Here is a 23696-nt window from a genome sequence, read left to right as displayed (position 1 = left end):
CTGCTCACCGACACGTTGCGCAAGACCATGTCGACCGCCACCGGCCGGGAGCTCGACGCGGCGCTGGCCGGACTCGGCTGGCCGGAATTGCTCGCGGAGCTGCCCGAACTCGCCGTGCCGCTGGTGTTCCGGCTGCTCGGCGAGACCGGCGCGCACGCCGCGGTCCTCGACGACGTCGTCCGGCACGCCGCCGGACAGCCGGGGCCCGGCCCGGTCGCGCTGCCGTTCGCGGGCGGCGCCTGGGTGGTATGGGACCGCGACGGCGATTCCGGCGCAGCGGTCGACGAAGAACTGCCGCTGCGCACCGTCGCGACGGGCACTCGGCTGCCGGAGCAAGCCCTCGCGTCCGGGCGGCGCGCCCTGGGCTGGTGGCTGCTCGGCACCGGACATGCGATGCTTTCGCTGGCGCGGCGGCACGCTGTGGAACGCGTCCAGTTCGGCCGCCCGCTCGCCTCGTTCCAGGCGGTCCGGCACCGGCTCGCGGAGACGCTCGTCGCCCTGGAGGGCGCGGAGGCCGCGCTGCACCTCGCCGATGACGAACTCGGGGCACGGCTGGGCAAGGCCGCCTCGGGTCAAGCGGCGCTCACCGCGGCCCGGCACTGCCAGCAGGTGCTCGGCGGCATCGGCTTCACCGCCGAGCACGACTTGCACCGGCACGTCCGGCGCACCTTGGTTCTGGACGGATTGCTCGGTAGCACAAGAGAACTCACCCGCGAGGTGGGCGCGCACATCCGCGCCGCGGGCTCGGCGCCACGCATCGCGCAGCTGTAGGCGGTGGCCGACACGAAAGCCCGGCACCGGATTCCGTGCCGGGCTTTTCTGCGCGAATACCGCTCAGCAGGCAGGCGAGGTGCCGCCCTGGAGGGTCATCAACGCGCAGAAGGTCGACGTGGCGACCTTCCACTGACCGCCGTCCTTGACCGCCTGACCGGTCTGGTTCGGCAGCACCGGATTGCCGCCGAGCAGCAGCGTGTAGGTGACGTCGGCGTTGTTCGCGTCCACGAGCTTCACCGCCGAGACCGTCACCGACGTGCCCTGCGACTGCGGATTACCCGCCTGCGCCTGCAGGATCGGCAGGAAGACATCGCCCTTCTGCACCTGCGCGGCCTTCTGATCCGGCGGCGTCGAGGCGCTGAAGAAGCTCGTGTACACGTCGGTGATCGCCTTGGTGGTCGCCGCGTCGGCCTGGCCCGGCGCCGCGCTGGTCGCCGGGGCGGCCGACGTGCTCGACGCGGAGCTGGTCGACTCGTCGTCACCGCAGCCGGTCAACGCCGCGGCCGCCACGACCGCCAGGCCACAACACGCCACGGCCTTGCGAAGGATGGAATCGCGCATGGATGTCCTCGTTTTCGGAAAAGGGAACAGCGAAGGCGCCGGGCGCGTACGCGCTCGATCGCCGGTGGGTCGCACGGACACGGTGCCGGTTTTCGAGGCGGCAAGGGCCGTGCGAATACTGCCGGAGCGCTCCGGCAGACGAGGGCTCCGGTGACATACCGGATCTACTGCATATTGGCTTTCATGTCGTCCAGCCGGACCAGGATCGGAAAACCGTTGACGCTCAGCGCGTTGCCGTGACCGGTCTGGTGCACGTCGAACACGGATTGGATCGCGGCGTAGAAACCTTGCACGTCCAGCGTCTGATTGACCGCGCGCTTGGCCTGGCGCAGCCCGAACGGCGGCATCGTGGCGATCTGCGCGGCCAGTTCCCTGGTCTGCGCGTCCAGTTCGGCGCGCGGCACCACCTTGTTCACCATGCCGACCTGCCGTGCCTCCTCGGCGGTCACCGGCCTGCCCGTGAACAGGATCTCCTTCGCCTTGCGCGCGCCGAGTTCCCAAGTGTGCCCGTGGTATTCGACGCCGCCGATGCCCATGAGCACCACGGGGTCGGAGAACAGCGCGTCGTCGGCGGCCACGATGAGATCGCACGGCCAGCACAGCAGCAGACCGCCCGCGATGCACCGGCCCTGCACGGCGGCGATGGACGGTTTCGGCACGTTGCGCCAGCGCAGCGAATACTCCAGGTAGCGGCGCGACTCCAGCCCGTAGATGCGGTCGAGGGTGATCTTGCTGGGATCCGGCCACGATTTGTCCTTCAGATCGTGCCCCGCGGAGAAGTGCTTACCCGCACCGCGCAGCACGATGACCGCGACCTCGTCGTCCTCGGCGGCACGCACCCAGGCGGCGTCGAGTTGGTCCAGCAGTTCGCCGTTCTGCGCGTTGGCCGCCTCCGGCCGGTCGAGAGTGATGGTGGCGATCCGGTCGGCGACCTCATAGCGAATGTACAAATCGAGCTCCTCGAGTCCGAGACGGCCGAGCGCGTGCCCGGCGACGACGGCGCACCGAAGGGCGACCCGAGCGGTCCGAACGGACCGCCGCGGTCTGCCTCCTCCCCACACCGCTGCGTGACTGGTTGCGAGAATAGCATTCTCCTACCAGGAAAGGATAGTCTCTCAACTGGGCGGACACGGCGACCCGAGAACCCGATGACACACCGTTCTCCGGTACAGTGCATTCATGTTCTCTCCATATGACCGAGGACCGAGGCGCCCGTGACCAGCCCGAGCGAGAAACCGGCCTGGAAGCAGCGCGCCGTCGAGCGCTCCCTACGCACCGCGAAGTTGCGCGCCGAGGAGCGTGTCCAGCGGTTCCTGGACGCCGCCCAGGCGATCATCACCGAGAAGGGCAGCACGGACTTCACGGTGCAGGAGGTGGTAGACCGCTCACGGCAGTCCCTGCGCAGCTTCTACCTGCAGTTCGACGGCAAACACGAACTGCTGCTCGCCCTCTTCGAGGACGCCCTGAGCCGCACGTCCGACCAGCTGCGCGCCGCCGCCGACGGCCAGACCGACCCGCTGGACAAACTCCAGGTGGCCGTCGAGCTGCTGTTCGAGCTGTGCCGGCCGGATCCGTCGGCGCAACGCCCGCTGTTCACCGATTTCGCACCGCAGCTGCTGATCTCGCATCCTGATCACGTGAAGGTCGCGCACGCGCCGATGCTGGCGCTGTTCACCGAACTGATGGACTTGGCCAAGGACGCGGGCCAACTGCGCCCGGAGGTCAATTCGCGCCGGACGGCGGCCATGGTCATGCAGACCGTCATGTTCACCGCGCAATCCGCGGGAGCGTCCGACGACGAGACGCAGCATCCGATCACCGCGTCCGAAGTATGGAACTTCTGCGCACACGGTTTCGCTCGCGGCTGAGAACGCTATTCTCTCAATAGAGAGTTTCACTTACACTCGGGTGCATGCCCGATCTGTGGAGTGATCTCGTCTCCTGCCTCGACTTGTCCGCGACGCCCTCCGGCGACGACGCCTGCTTCGAGGGCCGCAATCTGCGGTTGCCCTACAGCCGGGTGTTCGGCGGTCAGCTGCTCGGCCAATTCGTCCGGGCGGCCACCGCGGGCGTCACGGACAAGTCGATCAAGTCCCTGCACACGGTGTTCGCGCGCGAGGGCCGCATCGACGAGCCGATCCGCTACCGGGTACACCGCCATCACGCGGGCCGCTCCTTCGCCACGCTGTCGCTGATCGCCGAGCAGTCCGGCGGCGTCGTGGCGACCGCCTCGGTCTCCCTGCACGCCGAGGAGCATGGCCCGCACCGGCAGTCCATCGCCGCGCCGCCGGAACTGCTGTCCGCCGAGCACAAGGTGGAGTGGGACCTGCTGCCCTGGGAGACCCGCGCGAGCGTGGATCTCGACGATCTCGGCGCCGCCGCACCCGAATTCGAGTTCTGGATGCGCACCCCGGACGTGGATCCGGCCCTGGCGCCCGCGCTCACCGCCTACGCGACCGACCTGACGCTCATCGGCACCGCGCTGCTGCCGCTGGACGGATACGCGCAGGGTGGCAACGGCACCGCGTTCGTCTCTGCCGTCACCTCGCACACCCTCTGGTTCCATCGGCGCTTCCGCACCGACGAATGGCTGCTGCTGCGCCAGCACAGCCCGCTGCTGGCGCAGGCCCGCGCCTACGGCCGCGGCGACATCCTCACCGAGGACGGCACATTGGTGGCCTCCTATGCCCAGGAAGCCATGGTGCGCATCCCCCAGCACTGACACGCGTCACTCCGGCGACGGCAGCAACTGCTCGGCCGCGCTGTAAGCGTCGCGCTCACCCGCGGCGACTTCCGCGGCCAGCCGGTCCAATCCGGCGTGCGCGCGCAACCGCGTCTGCGCCAGCGAGAGGATCTGCGCGCGGGCCCGAGCCGCGCGCCGCGCCGCGCTGTCGTCGCGATGGTGCGCCTCGATCGCCTCGGCCAACTCGGCGACCCGCTCACCGTGTGCGGCGGCCAGCGTGAGGATCGGCACGTCGGACTCGGCACGCAGATCACGCACGGTCTGCGCGGCGCCCTCGCGGTCGGCCTTGTTCACCACAAGCAGATCGGCCACCTCCAGCAGACCCGCCTTCGCGGCTTGGATCGCGTCGCCCGCACCCGGATTCAGGATCACCAGCGTGGGATCCGCGACGGCCGCGATCTCGATCTCCGACTGCCCCACCCCGACGGTCTCCAACAGGACGATGTCGTAGTGCAGCGCCGCGAGCAGCCGGATGGCGGCGGGCACCGCGGCGGCCAGGCCGCCCAGATGTCCGCGCGTCGCCAGCGACCGGATCAGCACGCCAGGATCATCGATGTGCTGCACCATGCGAATCCGGTCACCCAGCAATGCTCCGCCGCTGTAGGGCGAAGACGGGTCGACCGCGAGCACCGCGACGCGGAGCCCGCGCGCCCGGTAGACACCGGCCAGCGCCGCGATCGTCGTCGACTTTCCCGCACCGGGCGGACCGGTCACGCCGATCACCCGGACCGATCGGGTCTCCACGGCGGCTTGGACCTCGTCGCGGCGGTCCCCTTCGACCAGACTCAGCAACCGGCCCGTCGCCCGTGCCGACCCGGCACGCGCCTGGGCCAGCAATTCGGCGACGGTCGCCGAGGCCGGTGTCACGCCCATCCCGACGCGCCGCTTCGCCGTCCGGTCACGGCGCGGGGACCTCGATGACCGTGGCCGCGCCCATGCCACCGCCCGCGCACATCGCCGCGATCCCCAGACCACCGCCGCGGCGGCGCAATTCGTGCACCAGCGTGACGATCATCCTGGCTCCCGTCGCGGCCACCGGGTGCCCGAGCGAGCAGCCGCTCCCGCTGACGTTCACCTTGTCCGGATCCAGATCCAGTGCCCGGATCGCCGCGATCGGCACCGACGCGAAGGCCTCGTTGATCTCGATCAGCCCGACCGCGGACAGCGAGATGCCCGCTCGGTAGACCACTTTGGTGATCGCCTCGATCGGCGCGAGGCCGGTGTCGGCGGGATCGACGCCCACCGACGACCACGCGCGAATGTAGGCCAGCGCGGGCAGACCCAAGCGGTCGCTGGCGATGGCGAGTGCGGCGGCGCCGTCGTTGGCGCCGGACGCGTTGCCCGCGGTGATCGAGAAGCCATCGATCTCCGGGTGCAGCACTTTGAGCGAGGCCAGTTTCTCCGGGCTGGTGTCGCGGCGGGGATGCTCGTCGGTGTCGAACAGGCCGTGCGGGGTCTCGATGGGCACGATCTCTTCCTTGAACCGGCCCTCATCGATGGCGGCGATCGCGTTGCGGTGCGAACGCAGCGCCCAGGCGTCCATATCCGCACGGGAGATGCCCGCCTTGACCGCGGCGTTCCAGCCGACGGTGATGGACATGTCCAGCGCGGGGGCATCCGGCCGGTCGGGGTGGCTCGGCGACACCCACGGATCGATCCATTCGTCCGCGCCGACCCGGAATCGCGCCTTGGGAGCGGTGGATTCGGAATTCACGCCGCCCGCGATGACGAGTTCGTCCATCCCGGAGCGAATCCCGGCCGCCGCGGTGTGCACCGCGGACATCCCCGCGGCGCAATGCCGGTTCTGGGCCAGGCCCGGCACCGTGGTCAGCCCCGTGGTCACGGCCGCGTGCCGGGCCAGCACGCCACCGCCGTAGCGCCCCTCCCCCAGGACGACGTCATCGATCCGGGCCGGGTCGAGGCCGTCGGCGACCGCGCCGACCACGTGGTGGGCCAGGTCGAAGGCGTTGGTGTCGCGCAGCGTTCCCTTCCGTGCGGTACCGATGGGCGTCCGCAGCGCGGACACGATGACGGCTTCGGGCATTGGTGGCCTCCATTCCGGGCGACGCGTTTGCGGCGCGGCGACTTTTCGGTGATCATGCCGAGAGTCATGAGAATATGATTTTCTCAAATAGAGAGTATGAGTTGCAAGATAGGATTACGTCATGCAGATCAGTGGTAGTTCCGCGCTTGTCGTCGGCGGGACCGGGGGCCTGGGCGAGGCGACCGTGCGGCGCCTGCACGCCGCAGGGGCGAAGGTCGTGGTCGCCGACGTCGCCGACGAGAAGGGCAAGCAGCTCGAGACCGAACTCGGAATCCGCTACGTGCACACCGACGCCACCGACGAAGACTCCGTGCTCGCAGCCGTCGCCGAAGCGGAATCGCTCGGGCCCCTGCGCATCTCGGTCGACACCCACGGTGGTCCCGCGACCGGCGGCCGCCTGATCGGCAAGGACGGCACGCCGCTGTCCCTCGACGGTTTCCGCACCACCATCGAGTTCTATCTGACCGCCGTGTTCAACGTCCTGCGCCTGTCCGCGGCCGCGATCGCGAAGACCGATCCCCAGGAGGAGGGCGGGCGCGGCGTCATCGTGAACACCGCCTCGATCGCCGCGTTCGAGGGGCAGATCGGTCAACTGCCGTACTCCGCGGCCAAAGGCGGGGTGGTCGGGATGACCCTGGTGGCCGCTCGTGACCTGTCGCCGGTGGGCATCCGCGTGGTGACGATCGCCCCGGGCACTGTCAACACTCCCGCCTACGGCAAGGCCGCCGACCAACTGGAGGCCTACTGGGGCCCGCAGGTGCCGTTCCCCAAGCGCATGGGCCGTTCCGAGGAGTACGCCAAGCTGGCCGCCGCCATCATCGAGAACGACTACCTCAACGGCGAAGTCATCCGCCTCGACGGCGCCTTGCGCTTCCCGCCGAAGTAGCCCGCTGCGCGGCGAGCGAGCCCGACTGCCTCCGTTACAGCCTCGCGGCACCGCCCGGGTCATCCGGCGCGGACGCGACACCGACCGCCCGCCGCGCCGGGGAACGATTCCGCTGGTTCTACACTGACCCCGCTCGGTGAGTGACGTTTAAGCTGGAATCGGACGGCCTATGCCCTGGCAGTAGGGAGCGGATGAACATCGCCAAAGCGCCTCAGCCGGAATACCGGCGGGCCTGCTTCGCCGATCTGGACGACATCGCGGCCATCGAGGCCGAGGTGTTCGCCGAGCCGTACCTGTATCTGATGCTGCGCCAACTGTTCGACCTGCACGGATCCGAATGGCTGGTCGTCGAGGTGGACGGCACGGTGATCGGTTACGCGCTGACCCTGGAGAAGAAGGGCCGGGCGTTGCTGTTCACCTTCGCGGTGGCCAAGAGGCACCAGGGCGGAGGGTACGGGCGCGGCCTGCTGAGCCGCACACTGCAGACGTGCCGGAAAGTGGGAGCCGAAGTGGTTTACCTGACCGTGCGGCCGGACAATCAGCACGCGAGCAACCTGTTCAAACGAGCGGGCTTCGAGTTCGTCGAGCACGACGACCGGTATTTCGGCCCCGGCGAGCCCCGCGACGTTTTCGAGTACCGGCTGAAAGGCCGACCGCTAGACTCGTGATATGGGGGAGATCTCGCCCTTCGTCGCATCCGTCTCGACCCGGATCACAAGGCGCGCCGACGAATACACCGCCGAACTCGATCGGGGTGAGCGCTCCGAGCAGATCGAACTGGAGCGGTTCGCAGCGCACGCCGAGGCTATTCTGGCCGACTACGACCCGCCCAGCACGCGGCGGCGCTCCGATTCCCTGGTGTTCCGGCATCTGTACGCCGCCGCACGGCAACCGATACCCGACGAGGCCGGCTGGCGGGTGCCGAGCGCGATCCCGGCGGCGCTGCTGGCCGCGGAACTCGAATTCCGCGGCCCATTGCGGCTGAGCAGTCGGCAGAACACCATGCTGGCCGAGGTGTACGAGCAGTTGGGCGCCCAGCTCTCCGCGGCGCGTCTGCCCGGTCACGCCGCCCTCGCCTATCGCAGAGGCGCCGCACTGTACCGGATGAACGAGGACGACGAAGCGCAGGACCGCTGCGGTCTGCGCTTGGCGCGGGCGCGCACGCTCGCGCTGCCGCCGGGCTGGCGGCGGTGGACCGGACAACTGTCGTATGTGCTGTGCGGCTACGGGTACCGGCCGTTCTGGCTGCTCGGCTGGGTCGCGGTGCAGCTGGTGCTGTTCACCGTCGCCGCTTTGGCCCTGAACGGCAATCCCTCGCCCGCCGCCACCGTCTATACCTGCGTGACCAGCTTCATCAATCCCCTGGGCCCCGGTGACACCGAGGATCTGCGCCCGATCGCCCGGCCGTTGTTCGCCGTGGAAGCGTGGATGGGCACGGTGTCGATGTCGGTGTTCTTCGCGCTGCTGGTGCGCAAGTGGTTCCGGATGTAGCGTGACGCGGCGCTACCATTCGGCGTCGAAAGCCTTGTGCCGCAGCGCGTCCAGCGTCGCGATGGCGATACGGTTCTGCAACCGCGCGACGAGGGCGTTCCACTGGCGAGACAACCCGGGATCCGTCTGCAACTTCTGCCACAACGTCCGCATCGATGCCGGAGTGTGCGCTCCCGGCATCCACAGTCCGGTGAGATCCTCCAGCACGGGGGCGAGGATGTCGGTGCGTTCGCGACTGTGCGAGGGGAAGCGGTCGGCCTCGGCCAGCGCGTCGGTGACGACGGTCAGCAGCCAGTCGTGCGCGGCCAGGTCCTCGCAGAACCGCTGCGCCTCATGCAGATCGGCCTCGTTGCGCACCCGCATCCGGACGGTGCGCACGGTGGCGTCGTCCAGGTGCAGCTTGGCGGTGGGGCCCGCACCGCCCCCGATCCAGGCAACCCAGCGCAACCGGGTGGCGCCGGTCCGCACCGGCGGCTTCTGGTCCAGCCTGGTGTCGGCGCGCAGGCGAGCCAGCAGCCGCTCGCTGATCGAAGCCAGGTCCAACGTCTCGGAGCCGACCGGACCGGTGAGATAACCCTCGGCCAAAGCCTCAGCGCTGCCGCTTCTTTCGGGCAGGCGGCTGATGACCTCGGTCACGCCCTTGCGGCTGAGGTAGTGCGACCACGTCTGCCTGCGCCGGTTGGCCGCGCGGACCACCTGGGTGCGTGCGCTGGACTGCAGCACGCGGCCGCCGGACAGGACCGCGCTGGTCGCCACGGTCCCGACGATGTGGGCGGTCTGCTCGCCCACGGCCAGATCGCAATCGACGCCGACCGCGGTGGTCGGCGACACCGCCAGCGTGCCCGGCCGCTCCCGCCAGCGCACCGTGCAGCCCGGCATGAGCGCCAGCAGATCGCAGGCCTCGGGTCCGGTCAGCGCGGTCGCCGACGGCAGCAGGCAGGTGCGTACTTCACCGAGCACGACCAAAGGCGTGGTCGAGGCCATGTCAGGCTCCGTCGAGCAGCAGGTGCGAGAGCCGTTCGCTGACCGCGCGCGGCACCGGCACCGGTGGCACCTCTCCGCCGCCACGGACGATGGTCTGTTCGACCACGTCGTCGTCGAGATCGAGATGGTCGAGCACCAGCCGCACCGCGTGCTCGATGCCGATGTACCGCTTGGGCAGCATCGACAAGGTCTTGTAAGCGGCGAACGGCGCGGCGGACGGATTGAGCCGCACCACCGGCGGAATGTCGTGCCAGCGGCGCGGCGCGAGATCCTCGCGGCGCCATGGTTGCGGATCCACCACGGCGGCGCCGTGGTAGCGCAGCATGCCCAGCCGCAGCAGATGCCAGACCGCGGCCAGGAACGGGCACGACCAGCGCGTCACCGCCACCCCGTCGACGACGTGCTTGCTCCACAGTTCCACGTCCAGGAAGATCGAATGCTCGCGGCGGCCGAACTCCTCCGGCGGCTGATAGATCCGCTGCCGCATGGCCTGGCCGCGTTCGTCCTCGGAGGACCGCCGCCCGTTGCACAGCCAGCCCGATTCCGCGGTCGGCGGCCTGCGGCCCGTGCTCGGCGGCGCGGGCTCGGCGACGATGCGCGCGGCCACCATCTCCGCCACGGGAATCGGCTCACCGAACGCCACACCGTCGACGAACCTCGAGGCCCGCCAGCAGGCGGACTCCCGGGCCAGATAGTCGATGACCAACCCGGCTTCGTCCGCGGCGCCCAGCAGCTTGGTGAGGATGGCGGCGGGGTCGGTGTCGGGCTGGAAGTAGTCGTCGATCAGGTAGCAGGTGCTGACCCGGGCGTTCGGTCCGAACTGCACCTTGGCCGACTCGGTGAAGGCAGATACCAGCGGGACGATGCGGCGAAACTCCGCGCCGACCCGTTCGATGTCGGAACTGATGTCGTTGAGATAGAAATGCCCGACCTCGATCGACAAGTGCGACAACGGGACCTGAGCGATTCGCGGCTGTTCCGTGGCCTCGCTGTAGCCCTGTGTTTCCCCCATCTACAGCCTCTCCCAGGTCGCGTTGTCGACCAGTCGTCGAGCGAGCTCGGCATAGGCCTGCGCGGTCTGCTCGTTGGCGATCTGGGCGTTGACGTCGGCGTCGAGAATGAGCTGCTCGCGCCGTTGCAGCACCGGCTCGATCGGGGTTGAGCCGAGCACCGCCGTCGTGCCGAGCCGTTTGGCGGTGGCCAGCCGCCGCAGCGCGGTGTCCTGCTCTTGCAGCCACGCCGCCTGCGCCGGGCGCTGGGCGACACCGTCCCAGTTGGCGTCGGGCACCGCGGTGCGCACGTAACGCACCGACCCGAGCAACTCCTCCGGGTCGTGGCCGCACTCGGCTCCCGCCTTCAGCAATCCGTGCGAGCCGTACACCAGGCCGGCGGCGGCCAAGATGTGCTGGCGCGTCCAGCGGTGGAAGATCAACCATCGAGCGGTCAGCCCGCGCAGTTGCGGTAAGGCGGTCGCCTGCAACACGATCTGCAGCGCCGCGGAACGGCCCGCGCTCAGATCCACGAACACCACCCGGAACTCGTGATCCAGCGCGACCAGCAGTTCCGCGCAGCGCTCGACCACCGCGTCGTCGTCGGTGAGGAATTCGGCGCCGCCCTCGTCTCCCGGCAGCAGCACCAGCCGCCCCGAGTTGGGGCCGATCCGGCGCAGTTCCGGCCGATCGGTCGCCGCGCCCACGTCGACGCGGGCGACGGTTCCGCTCTCGCCGAGCAGGTAGGAATGCACGCCGCCGCTGGGCACGCCGCGTTCGGCCGCGCCGATCTCGAACAGCGCACCGGCCGTGGGCGAGCCGAGGTCGAAGTCGGCGTAGACGACGTTGAGGCCGGAACGGCACAGCCGGTAGGCGATGTTGCAACTGGTCACCGACCGTCCGGTGCCGCCCTTGTCGGAGGTGGAGAACACCAGCACGATGCCGCCCCTACCGTGTCGCGTCCCGGCGGGCGTAGGCCAGTTCGTCGAGCTGGACCAACGCCTGGGTGGCCAGGCTGTAGGCGGTGCCGGGACGTTCGCGCAGCACGCGGCGGGCCCGGTCCAGCGACTGCCGGATCCGGTTGATCGCCGCCTGTTTCGGCGAGCGATCCTGGCCCTCGACCTCCAGTTCCTCTTGATTGAGCAGATGCTCGGCCTCGCTGAGCAGGTCCACCGCGCGGGCGACCATCGCCTGCGGAGCCAGCGGCGGTTGCTCGAAGGTGCTGTACGCGATGACCAAGCACTCCATCATTCGCTCCGTGACGAACCAGGACGGCCCTTCCGTCCGTATGTCGCCCGTGCCGACCAGCCTGCCGATGTCGTCCCACAAACCGACCACCGAGCCGTTCCGCAGCACCCGCCGGTCGAGGTGATCCATCGCCGCCTCGGCGAGTTCCATCAACCGATCGCGGGTGTCCACGTCGGTGCGCAGGCGTGCGGCATCCAGGCAGCGTTTGAGCAGCAAGGTCGCGAAATCCGGGACGTACCAGATCAATCGGGATCCGTCGGCGACGTCCTCGCTGCCGGCCAGGTTCAGTCGCACACCCGGGAAGTGCAATGGCGCGGCCGGATCATCGACGGTGAACCGGCTGGTGATGCGTCCCCGGCGGGCCAGCTGATCGAGCACCGACACCGTGCGCGCCAGATCCTCGGTGCTCTCCCGGTAGACCAGGTCCTGGATGAGTACGGCGGCGACCACGAGACTGAAGTACTCCGATTCCTCGCCGTCGGAGGTACGCCACGGGATGTCCTCCAGCGGCCAGCGGCCACTGTCGAAGCGGGCGACCCTCGACCAGTAGTTGCGGGTCAGCTCGAAGCGCAACTGCAGCGCGTCGGCGAGCGTGCGCTGCTCGTCGGTCAGCAGATCGAGTTCCCGGATGCGCTGCGACGACAGGTCGCTGATGCCGTCCAGCGCGACGGCCGTGAAGTACAGGTAGGGACGGGATTCGGCGTGCCCGGGCGTGCTGCTGACCCGGCCGGGCACGAGGTCGATGGGTTCGGCGCTGCGCACGATGCCCCAGCTCCATCCGCATTCGAACAGCCGCCCGTCGTCGGCGATATCGATCTCGGTGGTCTGGCTGAGCCTGACCTCGTTGGCCGCCTGCACCCGCAGGCGTTCCAGCTGTGTCGACAGCCGTTCGATGACCTCGTCGGACGGCGTACGGGACTGATTGAGCATGTAGACGATCGATTGACCGTATTCGGTCTTCGGCTCCGGTGTGTGGATGACGAAACTGCGGACCAGGCCAGCCATCGCCGCGGTGAGCCGCGCGCTGACCTGTTCGATCACCATGGGGATCCGCTCGCGCAGCTGGCGAGCCTCCAGCCGGACCTCACCGCTGACGAAGCGCATGAATCCGCGCAGGAATCGCAGCGCCGCGATGCACAGACTCAACGACATCGAGTACGAGTCGACGACCTCCACCGCCTGCTGACCCGGGGTGAGCGGAGTGTCGTCGCCCGAGCGCAAGTAGGAGCCGCTGGCGAAGACCGGTTCGCCGTCGGGTCCGGTGTAGCGGCGCAGATAGTCCTCCACCAAGTCGACCAGGACGCCGCCGATGCGGGTCTCCTCGCCGAACGGGGCGAGCGCGGACCGGACGTCGGGACTCATGTCGTTCGGCTGGTCCAGCGCGAACGCCGCGATCTCGGTAGCCGGATACAGCAGGCAGAGCAGTTGTTCGGCGTCGCTGATCGAGTTGGCGCCGTCGCGCCCGCCCCACGTCCACGTTCCGTTCCGATAGGAGTAGGCCAGCACCGCTCGCCACAGCTCGAGCAACTGCTGCCTCGGCCGAATCCTCATCTTTCTCGGACCTCGCCCCCGCATTCGACCGGCGGCGCCGGACGTCGTTACCTAGAGTGTGCCCCGCGAATGTTCACTTAGCCAAGCACCCTTTCCAGGACCGCCGGTTGCCGCGAGATATCCTGCGGTGCATCTGGTTCCGCGCAATCTTCGCGCGTCCGACGGGCTATTGCACGGCTACTGTTCCGGCGTCGCTGCCCGCGACCGGCGACGCGGCGTCAGCCCCGGCCCGCGGTGTGTTTGCTGATCACCGCGTGGAAGTCCGCGGTCTGGAAGGAGAGATCCTCCGCGGTCGTCGCGTAATCCAGGGTGGCCAGCACCGCCCGTTCCAAGTGCAGGTTCAGCAGCCGCTTGGTGCTCTCGACCGCTTGGCGCGGCAGTTCGAGAATGCGTTTCGCGCAGGCCAGCGCCTCGGTGCGCGGATCGGCGACCACATGGTTGACCAGGCCCATCTCGCGGGCCCGCTCGGCGGAGATCTTCGCACCGGTGAGCGCGTACTCCTTGGCCAGCAGCAAGCTGGTGTGCAGCGGCCAGGTCAGCGGACCACCGTCCGCGGCGACCAGGCCCACTTGGACGTGTGGGTCCGCGAGGTAGGCGGTCTCGGCGATGTAGGCGATGTCGCTCAGCGCGACGAGGCTGCACCCCAGGCCGACCGCGGGCCCGTTCACCGCCGCCACCACCGGTACCCGGCAGCGGGCCATGCCGAGCACGATGTCGCGGCCGTGCGCGATCGTCTTGGCCCGCAACTCGGCGTCGCTGCCCAGCTCGGCGAGATAGGCGAAGTCCCCGCCGGCGGAGAACGCCTTGCCCGCGCCGGTGAGCACCGCGACGCGCGCCTCGCGGTCGTCGGACAGGCGCGGCCACAGGCGGGCCAGGCCGGTGTGCAGGTCGTCGTCGACGGCGTTGAGCGCGTCGGGCCGGTTGAGTGTGATGATCCGGATCGGGCCGTCGGCTTCGACGTGGATCTCTTCCGGCAGGTCGTACATGGTCAGACTCCTAATCCGAGGATGCGCGAGGCGATGATGTTCTTCTGGATCTGCGAGGTGCCGCCCATGACGCTCTGGGCGCGGCTGTAGAAGTAGCTGCCGAGCAGTTCCGGATCGTCCGTGCCGCCGACGGCCAGCGCCGCGTGCCCGACCGATTGGTCCACCCAGGTCATCAGCAGTTTGTCCAGCGAGCCGTCGGGACCGTGCACCACGCCGTCCAGCTGTTCGGACAGCCGCCGCCGCACGTGCAGGCGCAGCATCTCGGTCTGCACCGCCGCCCAGGCCAGTTCCGCCGGAGCCGGACCGTCGAGCCGAGACGCCAACTGGCGCACGGTTTTCGCGTACCGGGCGGCGTACCCGAGCGTCGAGGGCTCGCGTTCGTGCCCGACGACGGTCATCGCCAGCTTCCAGCCGTCACCGGGCTCGCCCACCATCTGATCGGCGGGCACCGTGGCGCCGTCGAAGAACACCTGCCCGAATTCTCTGGTGACGCCGCTGATCATCGCCAGCGGCCGTTGCCGCACCCCGGGCTGCGACATGGCGATCACGAACGCCGAGATGCCTTTGTGCCGTGGGGCTTCCGGGTCGGTTCTGGCCAGCAGCAGGCACCAGTCGGCGACGTCGGAGTAGCTGGTCCAGATCTTGTGGCCGTGAACGACGTAGTGGTCGCCCTCGCGCGTCGCGGTGGTGCGCAGCGCGGCGAGGTCCGAGCCCGCGCCCGGCTCGCTGAAACCTTGGCACCAACGCTGGGTGCCATCGATCATGCCGGGCAGAAAGCGCCGCTGTAGCTGCTTGCTGCCGTGCCGGCCCAAGCCCTGCACGAGATATCCGAGGCTGGGTCGCGGCGGCGCGCCCGCGAGCGCGAGTTCTTCGTCGAGGATCACGTCGTAGACCGGCGCCAACTCGTGGCCGCCGAATTCCTTCGGCCAGGACAACCCGAAGAAGCCCGCCGCGTACAGCGCCCGATGCCATTCGCCCTGACGCGCCCAGTAGTCGTCACCCGAAGTCGGGAACTTCCCGGCCGACTCGGCGAGCCAGGCGCGCAACCGGGCGCGGAATTCGGCCTCCTGGGGTGAATCACGAAAGTCCAAGGTCGATCTCCTCCAGTCGAACGGGGAACAGCTCGGTCGAGACCAGCGCGCGCCGCAGGTAGACGTGGGCGAGGCATTCCCAGGTATTGCCGATGCCGCCGTGCACCTGGATCGAGGTTTCGCAGACCGTACGGGCCGCACGCACGGTGTAGACCTTGGCAACCCGCGCGGCCCGCACGGCCGCGGCGGGATCCAGCTCGTCCACCGCCCAGGCCGCGTGCCGCAGCACACTGATCGCCCCTTCGACGAGCGCTCGATTCTCCGCCAGCAGATGCGCCACCGCCTGGTAGGACCCGATCGTGTGGCCGTACTGCTCGCGGACCTTCGCGTATCCGACGGCGAGATCCTGCGCGCCCCTGGCGACGCCGAGCAGATCCGCGGTGGTCGCGGTGACGGCGAGCGCGTGCCACCGGGTGGCCTCGTCGGCCGTCAGGTCCCCGATGTGCCGCCGTTCGTCCCCGATCGCCGCGGTGCGCCGGGTCAGATCCGCACCGGGCAGCGGCGCACCGAGCGGGGCGGCAAGGATCCGCTCGCGGTCCACCAGCAGCGCCCACTCGCCGCCTCGCGCGTCGATGGCGCGGTCACCGACCGCGACGGTCCAGCCGCCGCCGTCCGGACGCCCGCGCAGGTCGTCGGCCAGCACGGGGCCGAGGAAGGCGACGTCGACCAGGCCGCGGGCGAACTCCTCGGCCACGATCGCGACCTCGACGCCCGAAGCGCCGTCGGAGCGCAGGGCGCGCCAGCCGGTGGCCGCCACCGCTCGCTCCAAGCGGGCGAGGCGGCTCTCGTCGTCGAGTCCGGCCACCGACCCCGGGCCGAGGTCGTCGGCCAATTTCGCGGCGGCATCGCGCAATTGCCGCTGTTCACTGGTCAGACGGACGTCCATAGCGCTCCTTCAGTACGCGACGCAGAACCTTGCCCGAGGGCAGGCGCGGGATCTCGGGCACGAACACGACGCGGCGGGGCCGCTTGTAGGTGGCCAGGCGCGCGCCCACCAGGGCGATCAGCTCGTCCGCGGTGAGCGTGCCCGCGCCGGACACCGCCGCGACGACCGCCTCGCCGTCCGCGGCGTCGGGCACACCGAACACGGCGCAGTCGGTCACCTCCGGATGGCCGTGCAGAACGGCCTCGATCTCGGCGGGCGCCACCTGGAATCCGCGGACCTTGATCATTTCCTTGGCCCGGTCGGTGAGCCGGATCCAGCCTTCTTCGTCGACGTAGCCGACATCGCCGGTGCGGTACCAGCCGTCGGCGAAGGCGCGGGCGGTCTCCTCGGCGGGCAGGTACCCCGCCATCACCGATTCCGCGCGGCACTGGATCTCACCGATCTCGCTGGGCGGCAGTGGTTCTCCGGTATCCAGCGCGACAACTCGCACCCGCACCCCGGGCGCGGCTTTGCCGACCGTGTCCAGCCGCGGGTCGGCGAGCGGGTTGCAGGCGATCACCGGCAGTTCACTGGCGCCGTACGCGGGCAACCACCGCACTCCGCTGCGCCGGGTGACGGTCTCGGCCACACCGACCGTCACCGGCGTCGCACCCCACATGATGTAGCGCAGCGAACTCAGGTCGTAGGACTCGAGATCCGGGTGCCGCGCGAGCGCGAGGGCGATGGGCGCGACGGCCATCTCGACGGTGATCCGGTCGTCCTGTATGCAACTCAGCATGGTCTCCAGATCGAAGCGCCGGTGCAGCCGCATCCACGCGCCCGCCCGCAGCGCGGTCACGATGTTGAGCAGACCCAAGATGTGCGAAGGCGGCGTGGCGATCTGGATGCGATCGGACGCGGTGAGGCCGAGCACCTCCACCCACTGGTCCACCGCGACCGACAGCGACTCGTGAGTGTGCCGCACCGCCTTCGGCATCCCGGTGGTGCCGGAACTGAACACCAGCACGGCATCCGAGGACGGGTCGGGCGGCGCGGCGCTGTGGTGTGCGGCGGCGATCGGCGCGTCCAGATGCCGCATCGGTAGCAACTCGGCCAGCACCGGACTGTCGCCGACTCCCCGGCTCGATCCGGTGACCGATACCGCGTGCGCGACCTCGTCGTGCTTCCAGGCCGGGCTGATCAGCACCGGCGCGGCGCCCAGCCGCCAGATCGCCAGCACGGCGACGACGAACTCCGGCCGGTTCGACGACATCAGCGCCACCCGGTCCCCGGCGCGCACACCGCCATCGGCCAGTTCGGCGGCCAGACCCGCCGCCAGTCCGTCGAGTTCGGTCCTGGTGTAGGCCCGCCCTTCGAAGACGAGCGCGCTCGAAACGGTGGTCGAGGACATTTGAGAGATCCCGTCTCGTGAGAGAGAATATAATTCTCATCCGGATAGAATCTTCATACCAGGAGGACGCGGTTCATGGCGAGACCCTCTTTGTTCCAGCGCGCGACCGTGACCCGGATCGTGAAGGAGAGCGCCGACGCGCGCACGTTCGTGCTCGCGCCGCAGGACGGTCCGATCGACTACCGCGCCGGGCAGTTCTGCACGTTCAAGATCGCCGTGAACGGGACGGAGCTGTTCCGGTCGTACTCCATGTCCAGCGCGCCGGAGACCGACGGTGAATTGATGACCACGGTCAAGCGGGTGCCGGGCGGAGCCGTGTCGAACTGGATGCACGACAACCTTTCCGAGGGCGACGTGGTGGAGTTGACCAAGGCGGCGGGCCGGTTCTGCCTGCGCGAAACCGGCGTGCCGATGCTCGGCTTCAGCGGCGGCAGCGGGATCACGCCGATCCTGTCGCTCACCAAGTGCGCGCTGGCCACCACGCGGCGGCGAGTCCGGTTGCTGTGCGCCGACCGCGACGCCGATTCGGTGATCTTCGACGCCACCTTGGCCGAGCTGGCGCGGCGCTACCCGGACCGGCTGGAGGTGGTCCGGCACCTCGACAGCTCGGGCGGATTCCTCGACGCCGCCGCGGTGCGCGCCTTCGTCGGAGCCGACGGCCACGCCGATCACTACGTCTGCGGACCGGAGGCTTTCATGGAGATGGTCGAACTGGCGCTCCCCGGACCGGGCCTGGTGTTCAGCGAACGGTTCGGTGCGCCCGCGCCGATTCCCGACGCCCCGGTAGAAGCAACCGCACCGGCCGACACCGTGACCCGTTCCGCGACAGCCCCCGCGACCGACGCGGCGGCGGGCACGGTGACGATCATCCTCAACGGCAAGAAGAAGTCGGTGCCGCGCAAGAAAGGTGAAACCCTGCTGGAAAGCGCCCGCCGCGGCGGCCTCGCACCGCCGTTCTCCTGCGAGGCGGGCAATTGCGCCACCTGCATCGCCAAGGTGACCTCGGGCAGCGCGACACTGCGCCAGAACAACGCGCTCACCGATGACGAGCTCGACGACGGCTACGTACTGACCTGCCAGGCCGTCCCGGACACCGAGTCGGTAACCGTCGACTACGAGTGAGAGCACGGGCGCGCCCACCCGGGCGCGACTTCACGCTCGGGAACGAGAGCGACGAACATCGACCCGCGCGCCCCGAATCCCGCCAAGCCATGTAGGGCGGGGACCGAGGTCACCGGTCGTGACCGCATCGAGCACGCCCGGCCACACACCATCCGCACACCGCACGCACGAGTTCTCCACATAGCCGACATAGGTTTGCCGTTGTGTTCGTGAAGATGCTTCGTTCGGCTACGCCACCTCTGGCGGCCGCTCTCCTGACTGTGGTCACACTCGGCTATACGCTGCATCGCGGCTGGATACTGACTCAGCTGTGGCTCCTCGCCTTGCCGTTGTCCGCGCTGGCGTTCCTGATCTCGATCGCACTGTTCGCTCTCGCGCTGTGGCAGGCGCGACGCGACACGCAGCCGTGGCCCCTGGCGGTCACCGCGATACTCTCGGTCATCGGGCTCTGCGGACCCGTCTTCCTTGTCGTCGAACCCGAGGCCGCCGCGTGGACCCGTTTCTGGGTCGAGCGCCCGGCGTTCGCCGCAGCGGCCACGGTGGAAGTGCCGGAGGAGCATCGCGCAGGTGACTACTACGGTGTCGAGCTACCGCGGCACCTGTGCTTCGTTTCGGCGAACTGCAAAGTAGCGGTCATCGGCACCAGTGGTGGGCAGCCGGTGCGGTTCGTGCCCGACTACGTCGGCATCCCGGACGGCGCCATCGGTTACGGGCACTTCGCCGGCACGCCCGGACCAGGGCCGTACGACGGGTTCGGTGACCCCATCTGCCCCACGATGGAGCTGGCAGGCGGATGGTGGTGGCTCACGCCTTGCCCGGAGAACTAGTTCATCCGGCTTCGTGGTCGCGGCCGCCCTGCCTCGCACAGGTCCGCCGGTCACGCCTTCAGGCCCCGTGCTCGCCCAATCCCGGCGGCGGCGCATACCGCGGCTCGTAACCGGCGATCCGGATCGGGCTGCCGACCAAACGAAACCTCCCGGCCGTCACGACGGTTGCGGGACTGGCGTCCAGCGCTTCCGGCAGGTCACGGACCGCGGCTGCGGGAATGCCGAGCGGGCGCAGGCGCGCTTCCCAGCCGGTGGCGGTGTCGGCCGCGAGTGCCGTGATGACCGCCGCCAGCACCTCGACACCACGGGACACCCGGTCGGCCATCAGCTCGAACCCGTCGATACCCGCCTCCGCGGCGAAGGTCTTCCAGAATCCGTCGTGGGTGACGAACAGCGCCAGGTAACCGTCGGCGGTCGGGAAGATCTGCGCCGGAACGTAATACGAATGCGCCCCGTACGGGCGGCGCTGTGGCCGCTTGCCGTCGTTCAGGTAGGCGGCGGCGTGATAGTTCAGTTGCGAGAGCATGACTTCGAACAGCGATACGTCCACCTGGCCGCCGCGGCCGGAGACGATCTGGGCCAGCAGCCCCAGCGCCGCTGTGAGACCGGTCGAGTTGTCCGCCGACGAGTACCCCGGCAGCGTCGGCGGCCCCGCGGGATCGCCGGTGAGCGCGGCGATTCCGGCCGCTGCCTGGATCACGTAGTCGAACGCCGGATCATCCCCGCCGTACAAGCCGTAGCCGGTGATCGCGACGCACACGATCTTCTCGTTCCACCGGCGCAGCTCGTCGTAGGTGAGACCCAGCCGCCGGATCGCCGAAGGTTTGAGATTCACCAGCAGCGCGTGCGACGCCGCGACGAGTTCGCCGAGCCGCGCACGACCCTGCTCGCTGCCCAATTCGACGCGGAGGCTGCGTTTGCCGCGATTCAGGCTCGCGAAGTAGCTCTCGCTCACCTGACGGGAGATATCGCCGCCCGCCGGTTCCAGTTTGGTGACTTCCGCGCCGAGATCGGCGAGCATCATGGTGGCGTAGGGGCCGGCCAGCATGGTGCCGACCTCGAGGATCCGAATTCCGGCCAGTGGCCCGGCAGGACTCACCGCAAGTCCTCGGCGAGTGCGGCGATCATCTCCCGAGTGCGGCGCTTGGAGGCCACCAGTTCGTCACGGGTCCCGCCGATCGGCAACAGCCGCACCGAGATGTCCGTGGCACCTGCCTCCGAGTAGCGGCGCAACCCGGCCGCGATCTGCGCTTCGTCACCCGCGAGGCACAGGTCGCCGACGTCACGGGCATCGCCCTGGTCCAGCAGTCGTTGATAGTTGGGCGAGATCTCGGCCTCGCCGAGGATGCGGTTGGCCCGCTCGCGCGCCTCGTCCACCCGGCCGGGCTCGCACAGGCACACCGGCAGCCCCGCGACCACGCGCGGGGCCGGGCGGCCCGCGTCCGCCGCCGCCTTGCTGATCTTCGGGACGATGTGGGTGGCGATCGCCCGCTCGTCGGCCATCCACAGCACGGTGCCGTCGGCGTGCTCGCCCGCGATGCGCAGCATCACCGGTCCCAGCGCGGCGACCAGCACCGGCACCGGCGCGACCGCCCCGAGATCGAGCGGGTTGTGCACGGTGAACGTCGCGTTGTCGATGTCCACCGAGCCCCGCCCGCGCAGTCCGGCGTGCAGCACCTCGAGGTAGTCCCGGGTGTAGGCGGCCGGTCGTTCATAGGGCAGGCCGAGCATGTCCCGCACGATCCAGTGATGCGACGGGCCCACGCCGAGCGCCAACCTGCCGCCCGCCGCGGCATGCGCCGAAAGGGCCTGCCGCGCGAGAGCGATCGGATGCTGTGTCTGCAAGGGCACCACGGCGGTGCCCAGTTCGATGCGTGAGGTGTGCAGGCCCATCGCGGCGATCGTGATCAGCGCGTCGAAATCGGTGGGGATCTGCGGGATCCACGCGGTGTCCAATCCCGCCGATTCGGCCCATTCGATGTCGCGCAGCATCCGCTCGAGTTTGCGCCCGGAGTCCCCCTTCTCCGGCCCGATCATCACTCCGATGCGCACGATTCCTCCAAGCTGTGTGAATTCGGCAGCCGGCCGGTCATGGGGCCGGGTGCCCGGTCAACGCGCGGATCTCGGTGACGAGCGTTTCCAGCGGAGTGCTCGTCGGAAAGACCGCGGCCGCACCGGCTTCCAGCAACCGCGGCACGTCCGCCTGCGGGATGGTGCCGCCGACCACGACCGCGATATCGCCCGCGTCGGCGGTGCGCAGCGCGTCCACCACCCGGGTGGTGAGCGCGACATGCGCGCCGGAGAGGATGCTCAGGCCGACGACGGCCACGTCCTCTTGCAGCGCGATGGCGACGATGTCCTCGACGCGCCGGCGGATACCGGTGTAGATCACCTCGAATCCGGCGTCGCGCAGGGTGCGGGCGACGATCTTCGCGCCGCGGTCGTGCCCGTCCAACCCCGGTTTGGCGACCAGTACACGCGCGGGCATCAGAAGACCACCGGCTGCTGGAACTCGCCCCACACCGACTTCAGCGCGGCGGTCATCTCGCCGACCGTGCAATAGGCGTTGGCGCAATCGATGAGGCGGTGCATGAGGTTCTCGTCTCCTTCCGCGGCGCGCGAGAGGGCCGCCAAGGTCTCGCGAACGGTTCTCGCGTCACGCTCGGACCGCACGCGGGCCAGTCGCTTCAACTGCCGCTCACGTCCGTCGGCGTCGAGTTCGTAGGTGCCGATGTCCGGAGCGGGCTCCTCGGAAACGAACTTGTTCACCCCGACCACCGGCCGCTCACCCGATTCCACCGCTTGGTGCAGCCGATAGGCCTCGTCGGCGATGAGGCCTTGCAGATAGCCGTCCTCGATGCACCGCACCATCCCGCCGTGCCGCTCCAGATCGCCCATGATCTCGACGATCTCGGCCTCGGTGGCGTCGGTGAGCGCCTCGACGAAGTAGGAGCCGCCGAGCGGGTCGGCCACTCGCGTCACCCCGGTCTCGTAGGCGAGTACCTGCTGGGTGCGCAGCGCCAGCGTCGCGGATTCCTCGCTCGGCAGCGCGAACGGCTCGTCCCACGCGGCGGTGAACATCGATTGCACGCCACCGAGCACCGAGGCCAACGCCTCGTAGGCGACGCGCACCAGGTTGTTGCGGGCCTGCGGCGCGTAGAGCGAGGCGCCGCCCGCCACGCATCCGAAGCGGAACATCGAGGCCTTGTCGGTGGTCGCGCCGTACCGCTCGCGCACGATGGTGGCCCAGCGGCGGCGACCGGCGCGGTATTTCGCGATCTCTTCGAAGAAGTCCCCGTGCGTGTAGAAAAAGAACGAGATCTGCGGTGCGAACTGATCGATGGTCATCCGGCCCCGTTCGATCACCGTGTCGCAGTAGGTGACGCCGTCGGCCAGCGTGAAGGCCATCTCCTGCACCGCGTTCGCGCCCGCGTCGCGAAAATGCGCTCCCGCCACCGAGATTGCGTTGAACCGTGGCACCTCCGCCGCGCAGAACTCGATGGTGTCGGCGATCAAGCGCAGCGACGGCTCCGGCGGCCAGATCCAGGTGCCGCGCGAGGCGTACTCCTTGAGGATGTCGTTCTGGATCGTGCCGGTGAGCTTCGCGCGCGGCACGCCCTTCTTCTCGGCGGCGGCCACATATAAGGCCAGCAGGATGGCGGCGGTGCCGTTGATGGTGAAGCTGGTGCTGATCCGGTCCAGCGGGATGCCGTCGAAGAGCACCTCGGCGTCGGCGAGGGTGTCCACCGCGACACCGACCCGGCCGACCTCTTCGCTCACCTCCGGGTCGTCGGAGTCGTACCCGCACTGGGTCGGCAGGTCGAGCGCGACCGAGAGCCCGGTGCCGCCCTGGTCCAGCAGATAGCGGTAGCGGCGGTTGGACTCCTCGGCGGTGCCGAAGCCGGAGTACTGCCGGAAGGTCCACAACCGCCCGCGGTAGCCGGTGGCGAAATTGCCGCGGGTGAAGGGATAGACGCCCGGTGCGGGCGGGTCGCCCTGCCGGTCCTCCGGACCGTAGCTCGGCTCCAGCGGGATGCCGGAAGAGGTCTGCACTTGGTTGTTCATCATTGAATACCGTACTTGCGAAAAAGGAGAATGCCAATACCATTCGAGTGGTGGGACC

24 protein-coding genes are annotated in these 23696 nt (G+C 69.3%); 8 read left to right on the top strand and 16 right to left on the bottom strand.

Annotated features, from left to right (window positions below):
- The first annotated feature begins 27 nt into the window (after positions 1–27).
- Positions 28–771 (top strand): acyl-CoA dehydrogenase family protein, encoded by a 744-nt coding sequence (locus ACWESM_RS21010; RefSeq protein ID WP_452493402.1) that lies wholly within the window; start codon positions 28–30, stop codon positions 769–771.
- A gap of 63 nt (positions 772–834) precedes the next feature.
- Here ACWESM_RS21010 and ACWESM_RS21005 read toward each other — a convergent pair whose 3' ends face one another.
- Both ACWESM_RS21005 and ACWESM_RS21000 read right to left on the bottom strand, forming a co-directional pair.
- Positions 835–1335 carry a hypothetical protein gene (locus ACWESM_RS21005; RefSeq protein ID WP_452493272.1) on the bottom strand — a complete coding sequence of 167 codons (501 nt, stop codon included), beginning with the start codon at positions 1333–1335 and terminating at the stop codon, positions 835–837.
- Positions 1336–1499: 164 nt separating this feature from the next.
- A complete protein-coding gene (locus tag ACWESM_RS21000; protein WP_452493270.1) occupies positions 1500–2285 on the bottom strand; it encodes an enoyl-CoA hydratase in 786 nt (261 codons plus the stop codon).
- A 264-nt stretch (positions 2286–2549) separates the two neighbouring features.
- Here ACWESM_RS21000 and ACWESM_RS20995 point away from each other — a divergent pair, with 264 nt between their 5' ends.
- Together ACWESM_RS20995 and ACWESM_RS20990 are read left to right on the top strand one after the other, a co-directional pair.
- A complete protein-coding gene (locus ACWESM_RS20995; protein WP_379041513.1) occupies positions 2550–3203 on the top strand; it encodes a TetR/AcrR family transcriptional regulator in 654 nt (217 codons plus the stop codon).
- A gap of 44 nt (positions 3204–3247) precedes the next feature.
- Positions 3248–4057: an acyl-CoA thioesterase gene (locus tag ACWESM_RS20990; RefSeq protein WP_452493268.1), complete on the top strand. Its 810-nt coding sequence runs from the start codon at positions 3248–3250 to the stop codon at positions 4055–4057.
- Between the two features lie 6 nt (positions 4058–4063).
- On the opposite strand, the gene ACWESM_RS20985 is transcribed toward ACWESM_RS20990, so the two are convergent.
- Both ACWESM_RS20985 and ACWESM_RS20980 read right to left on the bottom strand, forming a co-directional pair.
- Positions 4064–4951: an ArgK/MeaB family GTPase gene (locus ACWESM_RS20985; protein WP_452493266.1), complete on the bottom strand. Its 888-nt coding sequence runs from the start codon at positions 4949–4951 to the stop codon at positions 4064–4066.
- Between the two features lie 25 nt (positions 4952–4976).
- Entirely contained in the window at positions 4977–6122 is a 1146-nt protein-coding gene (locus ACWESM_RS20980; protein ID WP_452493263.1) for a thiolase family protein, read from the bottom strand.
- Between the two features lie 121 nt (positions 6123–6243).
- On the opposite strand from ACWESM_RS20980, the gene ACWESM_RS20975 reads away from it, so the two are divergent.
- The 3 genes from ACWESM_RS20975 (at position 6244) to ACWESM_RS20965 (ending at position 8499) form a co-directional block, all read left to right on the top strand.
- A complete protein-coding gene (locus ACWESM_RS20975; protein WP_452493262.1) occupies positions 6244–7008 on the top strand; it encodes an SDR family NAD(P)-dependent oxidoreductase in 765 nt (254 codons plus the stop codon).
- 191 nt (positions 7009–7199) lie between these two features.
- A complete protein-coding gene (locus ACWESM_RS20970) occupies positions 7200–7676 on the top strand; it encodes a GNAT family N-acetyltransferase (protein ID WP_355075154.1) in 477 nt (158 codons plus the stop codon).
- A gap of 1 nt (position 7677) precedes the next feature.
- Positions 7678–8499 carry a hypothetical protein gene (locus ACWESM_RS20965; protein ID WP_412805914.1) on the top strand — a complete coding sequence of 274 codons (822 nt, stop codon included), beginning with the start codon at positions 7678–7680 and terminating at the stop codon, positions 8497–8499.
- A gap of 12 nt (positions 8500–8511) precedes the next feature.
- Here ACWESM_RS20965 and ACWESM_RS20960 read toward each other — a convergent pair whose 3' ends face one another.
- From ACWESM_RS20960 to ACWESM_RS20925, 8 genes are all read right to left on the bottom strand, one after another.
- The gene (locus ACWESM_RS20960) at positions 8512–9483 is read right to left on the bottom strand and encodes an SCO2521 family protein (protein WP_355075150.1); all 972 of its coding nucleotides are present in this window, start codon (positions 9481–9483) and stop codon (positions 8512–8514) included.
- 1 nt (position 9484) lies between these two features.
- Positions 9485–10495 carry an SCO2522 family protein gene (locus tag ACWESM_RS20955; protein ID WP_355075148.1) on the bottom strand — a complete coding sequence of 337 codons (1011 nt, stop codon included), beginning with the start codon at positions 10493–10495 and terminating at the stop codon, positions 9485–9487.
- Positions 10496–11410, bottom strand: coding sequence for an SCO2523 family variant P-loop protein (locus ACWESM_RS20950; protein ID WP_355075146.1), 915 nt, complete (start codon positions 11408–11410; stop codon positions 10496–10498). It abuts the gene before it with no gap.
- 10 nt (positions 11411–11420) lie between these two features.
- The gene (locus ACWESM_RS20945; RefSeq protein WP_355075144.1) at positions 11421–13271 is read right to left on the bottom strand and encodes an SCO2524 family protein; all 1851 of its coding nucleotides are present in this window, start codon (positions 13269–13271) and stop codon (positions 11421–11423) included.
- Between the two features lie 218 nt (positions 13272–13489).
- On the bottom strand, positions 13490–14257 hold the full coding sequence (locus tag ACWESM_RS20940; RefSeq protein WP_452493258.1) for an enoyl-CoA hydratase/isomerase family protein: 768 nt from the start codon (positions 14255–14257) through the stop codon (positions 13490–13492).
- A gap of 2 nt (positions 14258–14259) precedes the next feature.
- Positions 14260–15348, bottom strand: coding sequence for an acyl-CoA dehydrogenase family protein (locus ACWESM_RS20935; protein ID WP_452493256.1), 1089 nt, complete (start codon positions 15346–15348; stop codon positions 14260–14262).
- The gene (locus tag ACWESM_RS20930) at positions 15335–16234 is read right to left on the bottom strand and encodes an acyl-CoA dehydrogenase family protein (protein WP_452493254.1); all 900 of its coding nucleotides are present in this window, start codon (positions 16232–16234) and stop codon (positions 15335–15337) included. Before ACWESM_RS20930 ends, ACWESM_RS20935 begins: the two co-directional genes overlap by 14 nt.
- Positions 16212–17624 carry a class I adenylate-forming enzyme family protein gene (locus ACWESM_RS20925; protein ID WP_452493252.1) on the bottom strand — a complete coding sequence of 471 codons (1413 nt, stop codon included), beginning with the start codon at positions 17622–17624 and terminating at the stop codon, positions 16212–16214. Before ACWESM_RS20925 ends, ACWESM_RS20930 begins: the two co-directional genes overlap by 23 nt.
- 75 nt (positions 17625–17699) lie before the next feature.
- Here ACWESM_RS20925 and ACWESM_RS20920 point away from each other — a divergent pair, with 75 nt between their 5' ends.
- On the top strand, positions 17700–18746 hold the full coding sequence (locus tag ACWESM_RS20920) for a 2Fe-2S iron-sulfur cluster-binding protein (protein ID WP_452493250.1): 1047 nt from the start codon (positions 17700–17702) through the stop codon (positions 18744–18746).
- A gap of 203 nt (positions 18747–18949) precedes the next feature.
- The gene (locus ACWESM_RS20915; protein ID WP_452493248.1) at positions 18950–19573 is read left to right on the top strand and encodes a hypothetical protein; all 624 of its coding nucleotides are present in this window, start codon (positions 18950–18952) and stop codon (positions 19571–19573) included.
- Between the two features lie 58 nt (positions 19574–19631).
- On the opposite strand, the gene ACWESM_RS20910 is transcribed toward ACWESM_RS20915, so the two are convergent.
- Genes ACWESM_RS20910 through ACWESM_RS20895 form a run of 4 tightly spaced genes read right to left on the bottom strand, consistent with a single transcriptional unit; the run spans position 19632 to position 23638 of the window.
- Entirely contained in the window at positions 19632–20672 is a 1041-nt protein-coding gene (locus tag ACWESM_RS20910) for a CaiB/BaiF CoA transferase family protein (RefSeq protein ID WP_452493246.1), read from the bottom strand.
- Positions 20669–21625: an LLM class F420-dependent oxidoreductase gene (locus ACWESM_RS20905; RefSeq protein WP_452493244.1), complete on the bottom strand. Its 957-nt coding sequence runs from the start codon at positions 21623–21625 to the stop codon at positions 20669–20671. Before ACWESM_RS20905 ends, ACWESM_RS20910 begins: the two co-directional genes overlap by 4 nt.
- A 37-nt stretch (positions 21626–21662) precedes the next feature.
- Positions 21663–22061, bottom strand: coding sequence for a cobalamin B12-binding domain-containing protein (locus tag ACWESM_RS20900; RefSeq protein WP_452493242.1), 399 nt, complete (start codon positions 22059–22061; stop codon positions 21663–21665).
- The gene (locus tag ACWESM_RS20895) at positions 22061–23638 is read right to left on the bottom strand and encodes a methylmalonyl-CoA mutase family protein (RefSeq protein ID WP_452493400.1); all 1578 of its coding nucleotides are present in this window, start codon (positions 23636–23638) and stop codon (positions 22061–22063) included. The genes ACWESM_RS20900 and ACWESM_RS20895 overlap by 1 nt, the downstream gene beginning before the upstream one ends.
- Positions 23639–23696 lie beyond the last annotated feature (58 nt).

The organism is Nocardia sp. NPDC003999, assembly GCF_053604885.1.
The sequence above is the reverse complement of the archived record's forward strand: the minus strand, read 5'-3'. Positions and strand labels throughout refer to the sequence as shown.

Excerpts from the sequence above, each read along its gene's own strand:
- ACWESM_RS20975 (WP_452493262.1), top strand. The coding sequence starts at position 6,244 with ATGCAGATCAGTGGTAGTTCCGCGCTTGTCGTCGGCGGGACCGGGGGC.
- ACWESM_RS20930 (WP_452493254.1), bottom strand. The coding sequence starts at position 16,234 with ATGGACGTCCGTCTGACCAGTGAACAGCGGCAATTGCGCGATGCCGCC.
- ACWESM_RS20970 (WP_355075154.1), top strand. The coding sequence starts at position 7,200 with ATGAACATCGCCAAAGCGCCTCAGCCGGAATACCGGCGGGCCTGCTTC.
- ACWESM_RS21005 (WP_452493272.1), bottom strand. The coding sequence starts at position 1,335 with ATGCGCGATTCCATCCTTCGCAAGGCCGTGGCGTGTTGTGGCCTGGCG.
- ACWESM_RS20940 (WP_452493258.1), bottom strand. The coding sequence starts at position 14,257 with ATGTACGACCTGCCGGAAGAGATCCACGTCGAAGCCGACGGCCCGATC.
- ACWESM_RS21010 (WP_452493402.1), top strand. The coding sequence starts at position 28 with ATGTCGACCGCCACCGGCCGGGAGCTCGACGCGGCGCTGGCCGGACTC.
- ACWESM_RS20900 (WP_452493242.1), bottom strand. The coding sequence starts at position 22,061 with ATGCCCGCGCGTGTACTGGTCGCCAAACCGGGGTTGGACGGGCACGAC.
- ACWESM_RS20990 (WP_452493268.1), top strand. The coding sequence starts at position 3,248 with ATGCCCGATCTGTGGAGTGATCTCGTCTCCTGCCTCGACTTGTCCGCG.
- ACWESM_RS20960 (WP_355075150.1), bottom strand. The coding sequence starts at position 9,483 with ATGGCCTCGACCACGCCTTTGGTCGTGCTCGGTGAAGTACGCACCTGC.
- ACWESM_RS20955 (WP_355075148.1), bottom strand. The coding sequence starts at position 10,495 with ATGGGGGAAACACAGGGCTACAGCGAGGCCACGGAACAGCCGCGAATC.
- ACWESM_RS20925 (WP_452493252.1), bottom strand. The coding sequence starts at position 17,624 with ATGTCCTCGACCACCGTTTCGAGCGCGCTCGTCTTCGAAGGGCGGGCC.
- ACWESM_RS20985 (WP_452493266.1), bottom strand. The coding sequence starts at position 4,951 with ATGGGCGTGACACCGGCCTCGGCGACCGTCGCCGAATTGCTGGCCCAG.
- ACWESM_RS20965 (WP_412805914.1), top strand. The coding sequence starts at position 7,678 with ATGGGGGAGATCTCGCCCTTCGTCGCATCCGTCTCGACCCGGATCACA.
- ACWESM_RS20945 (WP_355075144.1), bottom strand. The coding sequence starts at position 13,271 with ATGAGGATTCGGCCGAGGCAGCAGTTGCTCGAGCTGTGGCGAGCGGTG.
- ACWESM_RS20895 (WP_452493400.1), bottom strand. The coding sequence starts at position 23,638 with ATGAACAACCAAGTGCAGACCTCTTCCGGCATCCCGCTGGAGCCGAGC.
- ACWESM_RS20920 (WP_452493250.1), top strand. The coding sequence starts at position 17,700 with ATGGCGAGACCCTCTTTGTTCCAGCGCGCGACCGTGACCCGGATCGTG.
- ACWESM_RS20980 (WP_452493263.1), bottom strand. The coding sequence starts at position 6,122 with ATGCCCGAAGCCGTCATCGTGTCCGCGCTGCGGACGCCCATCGGTACC.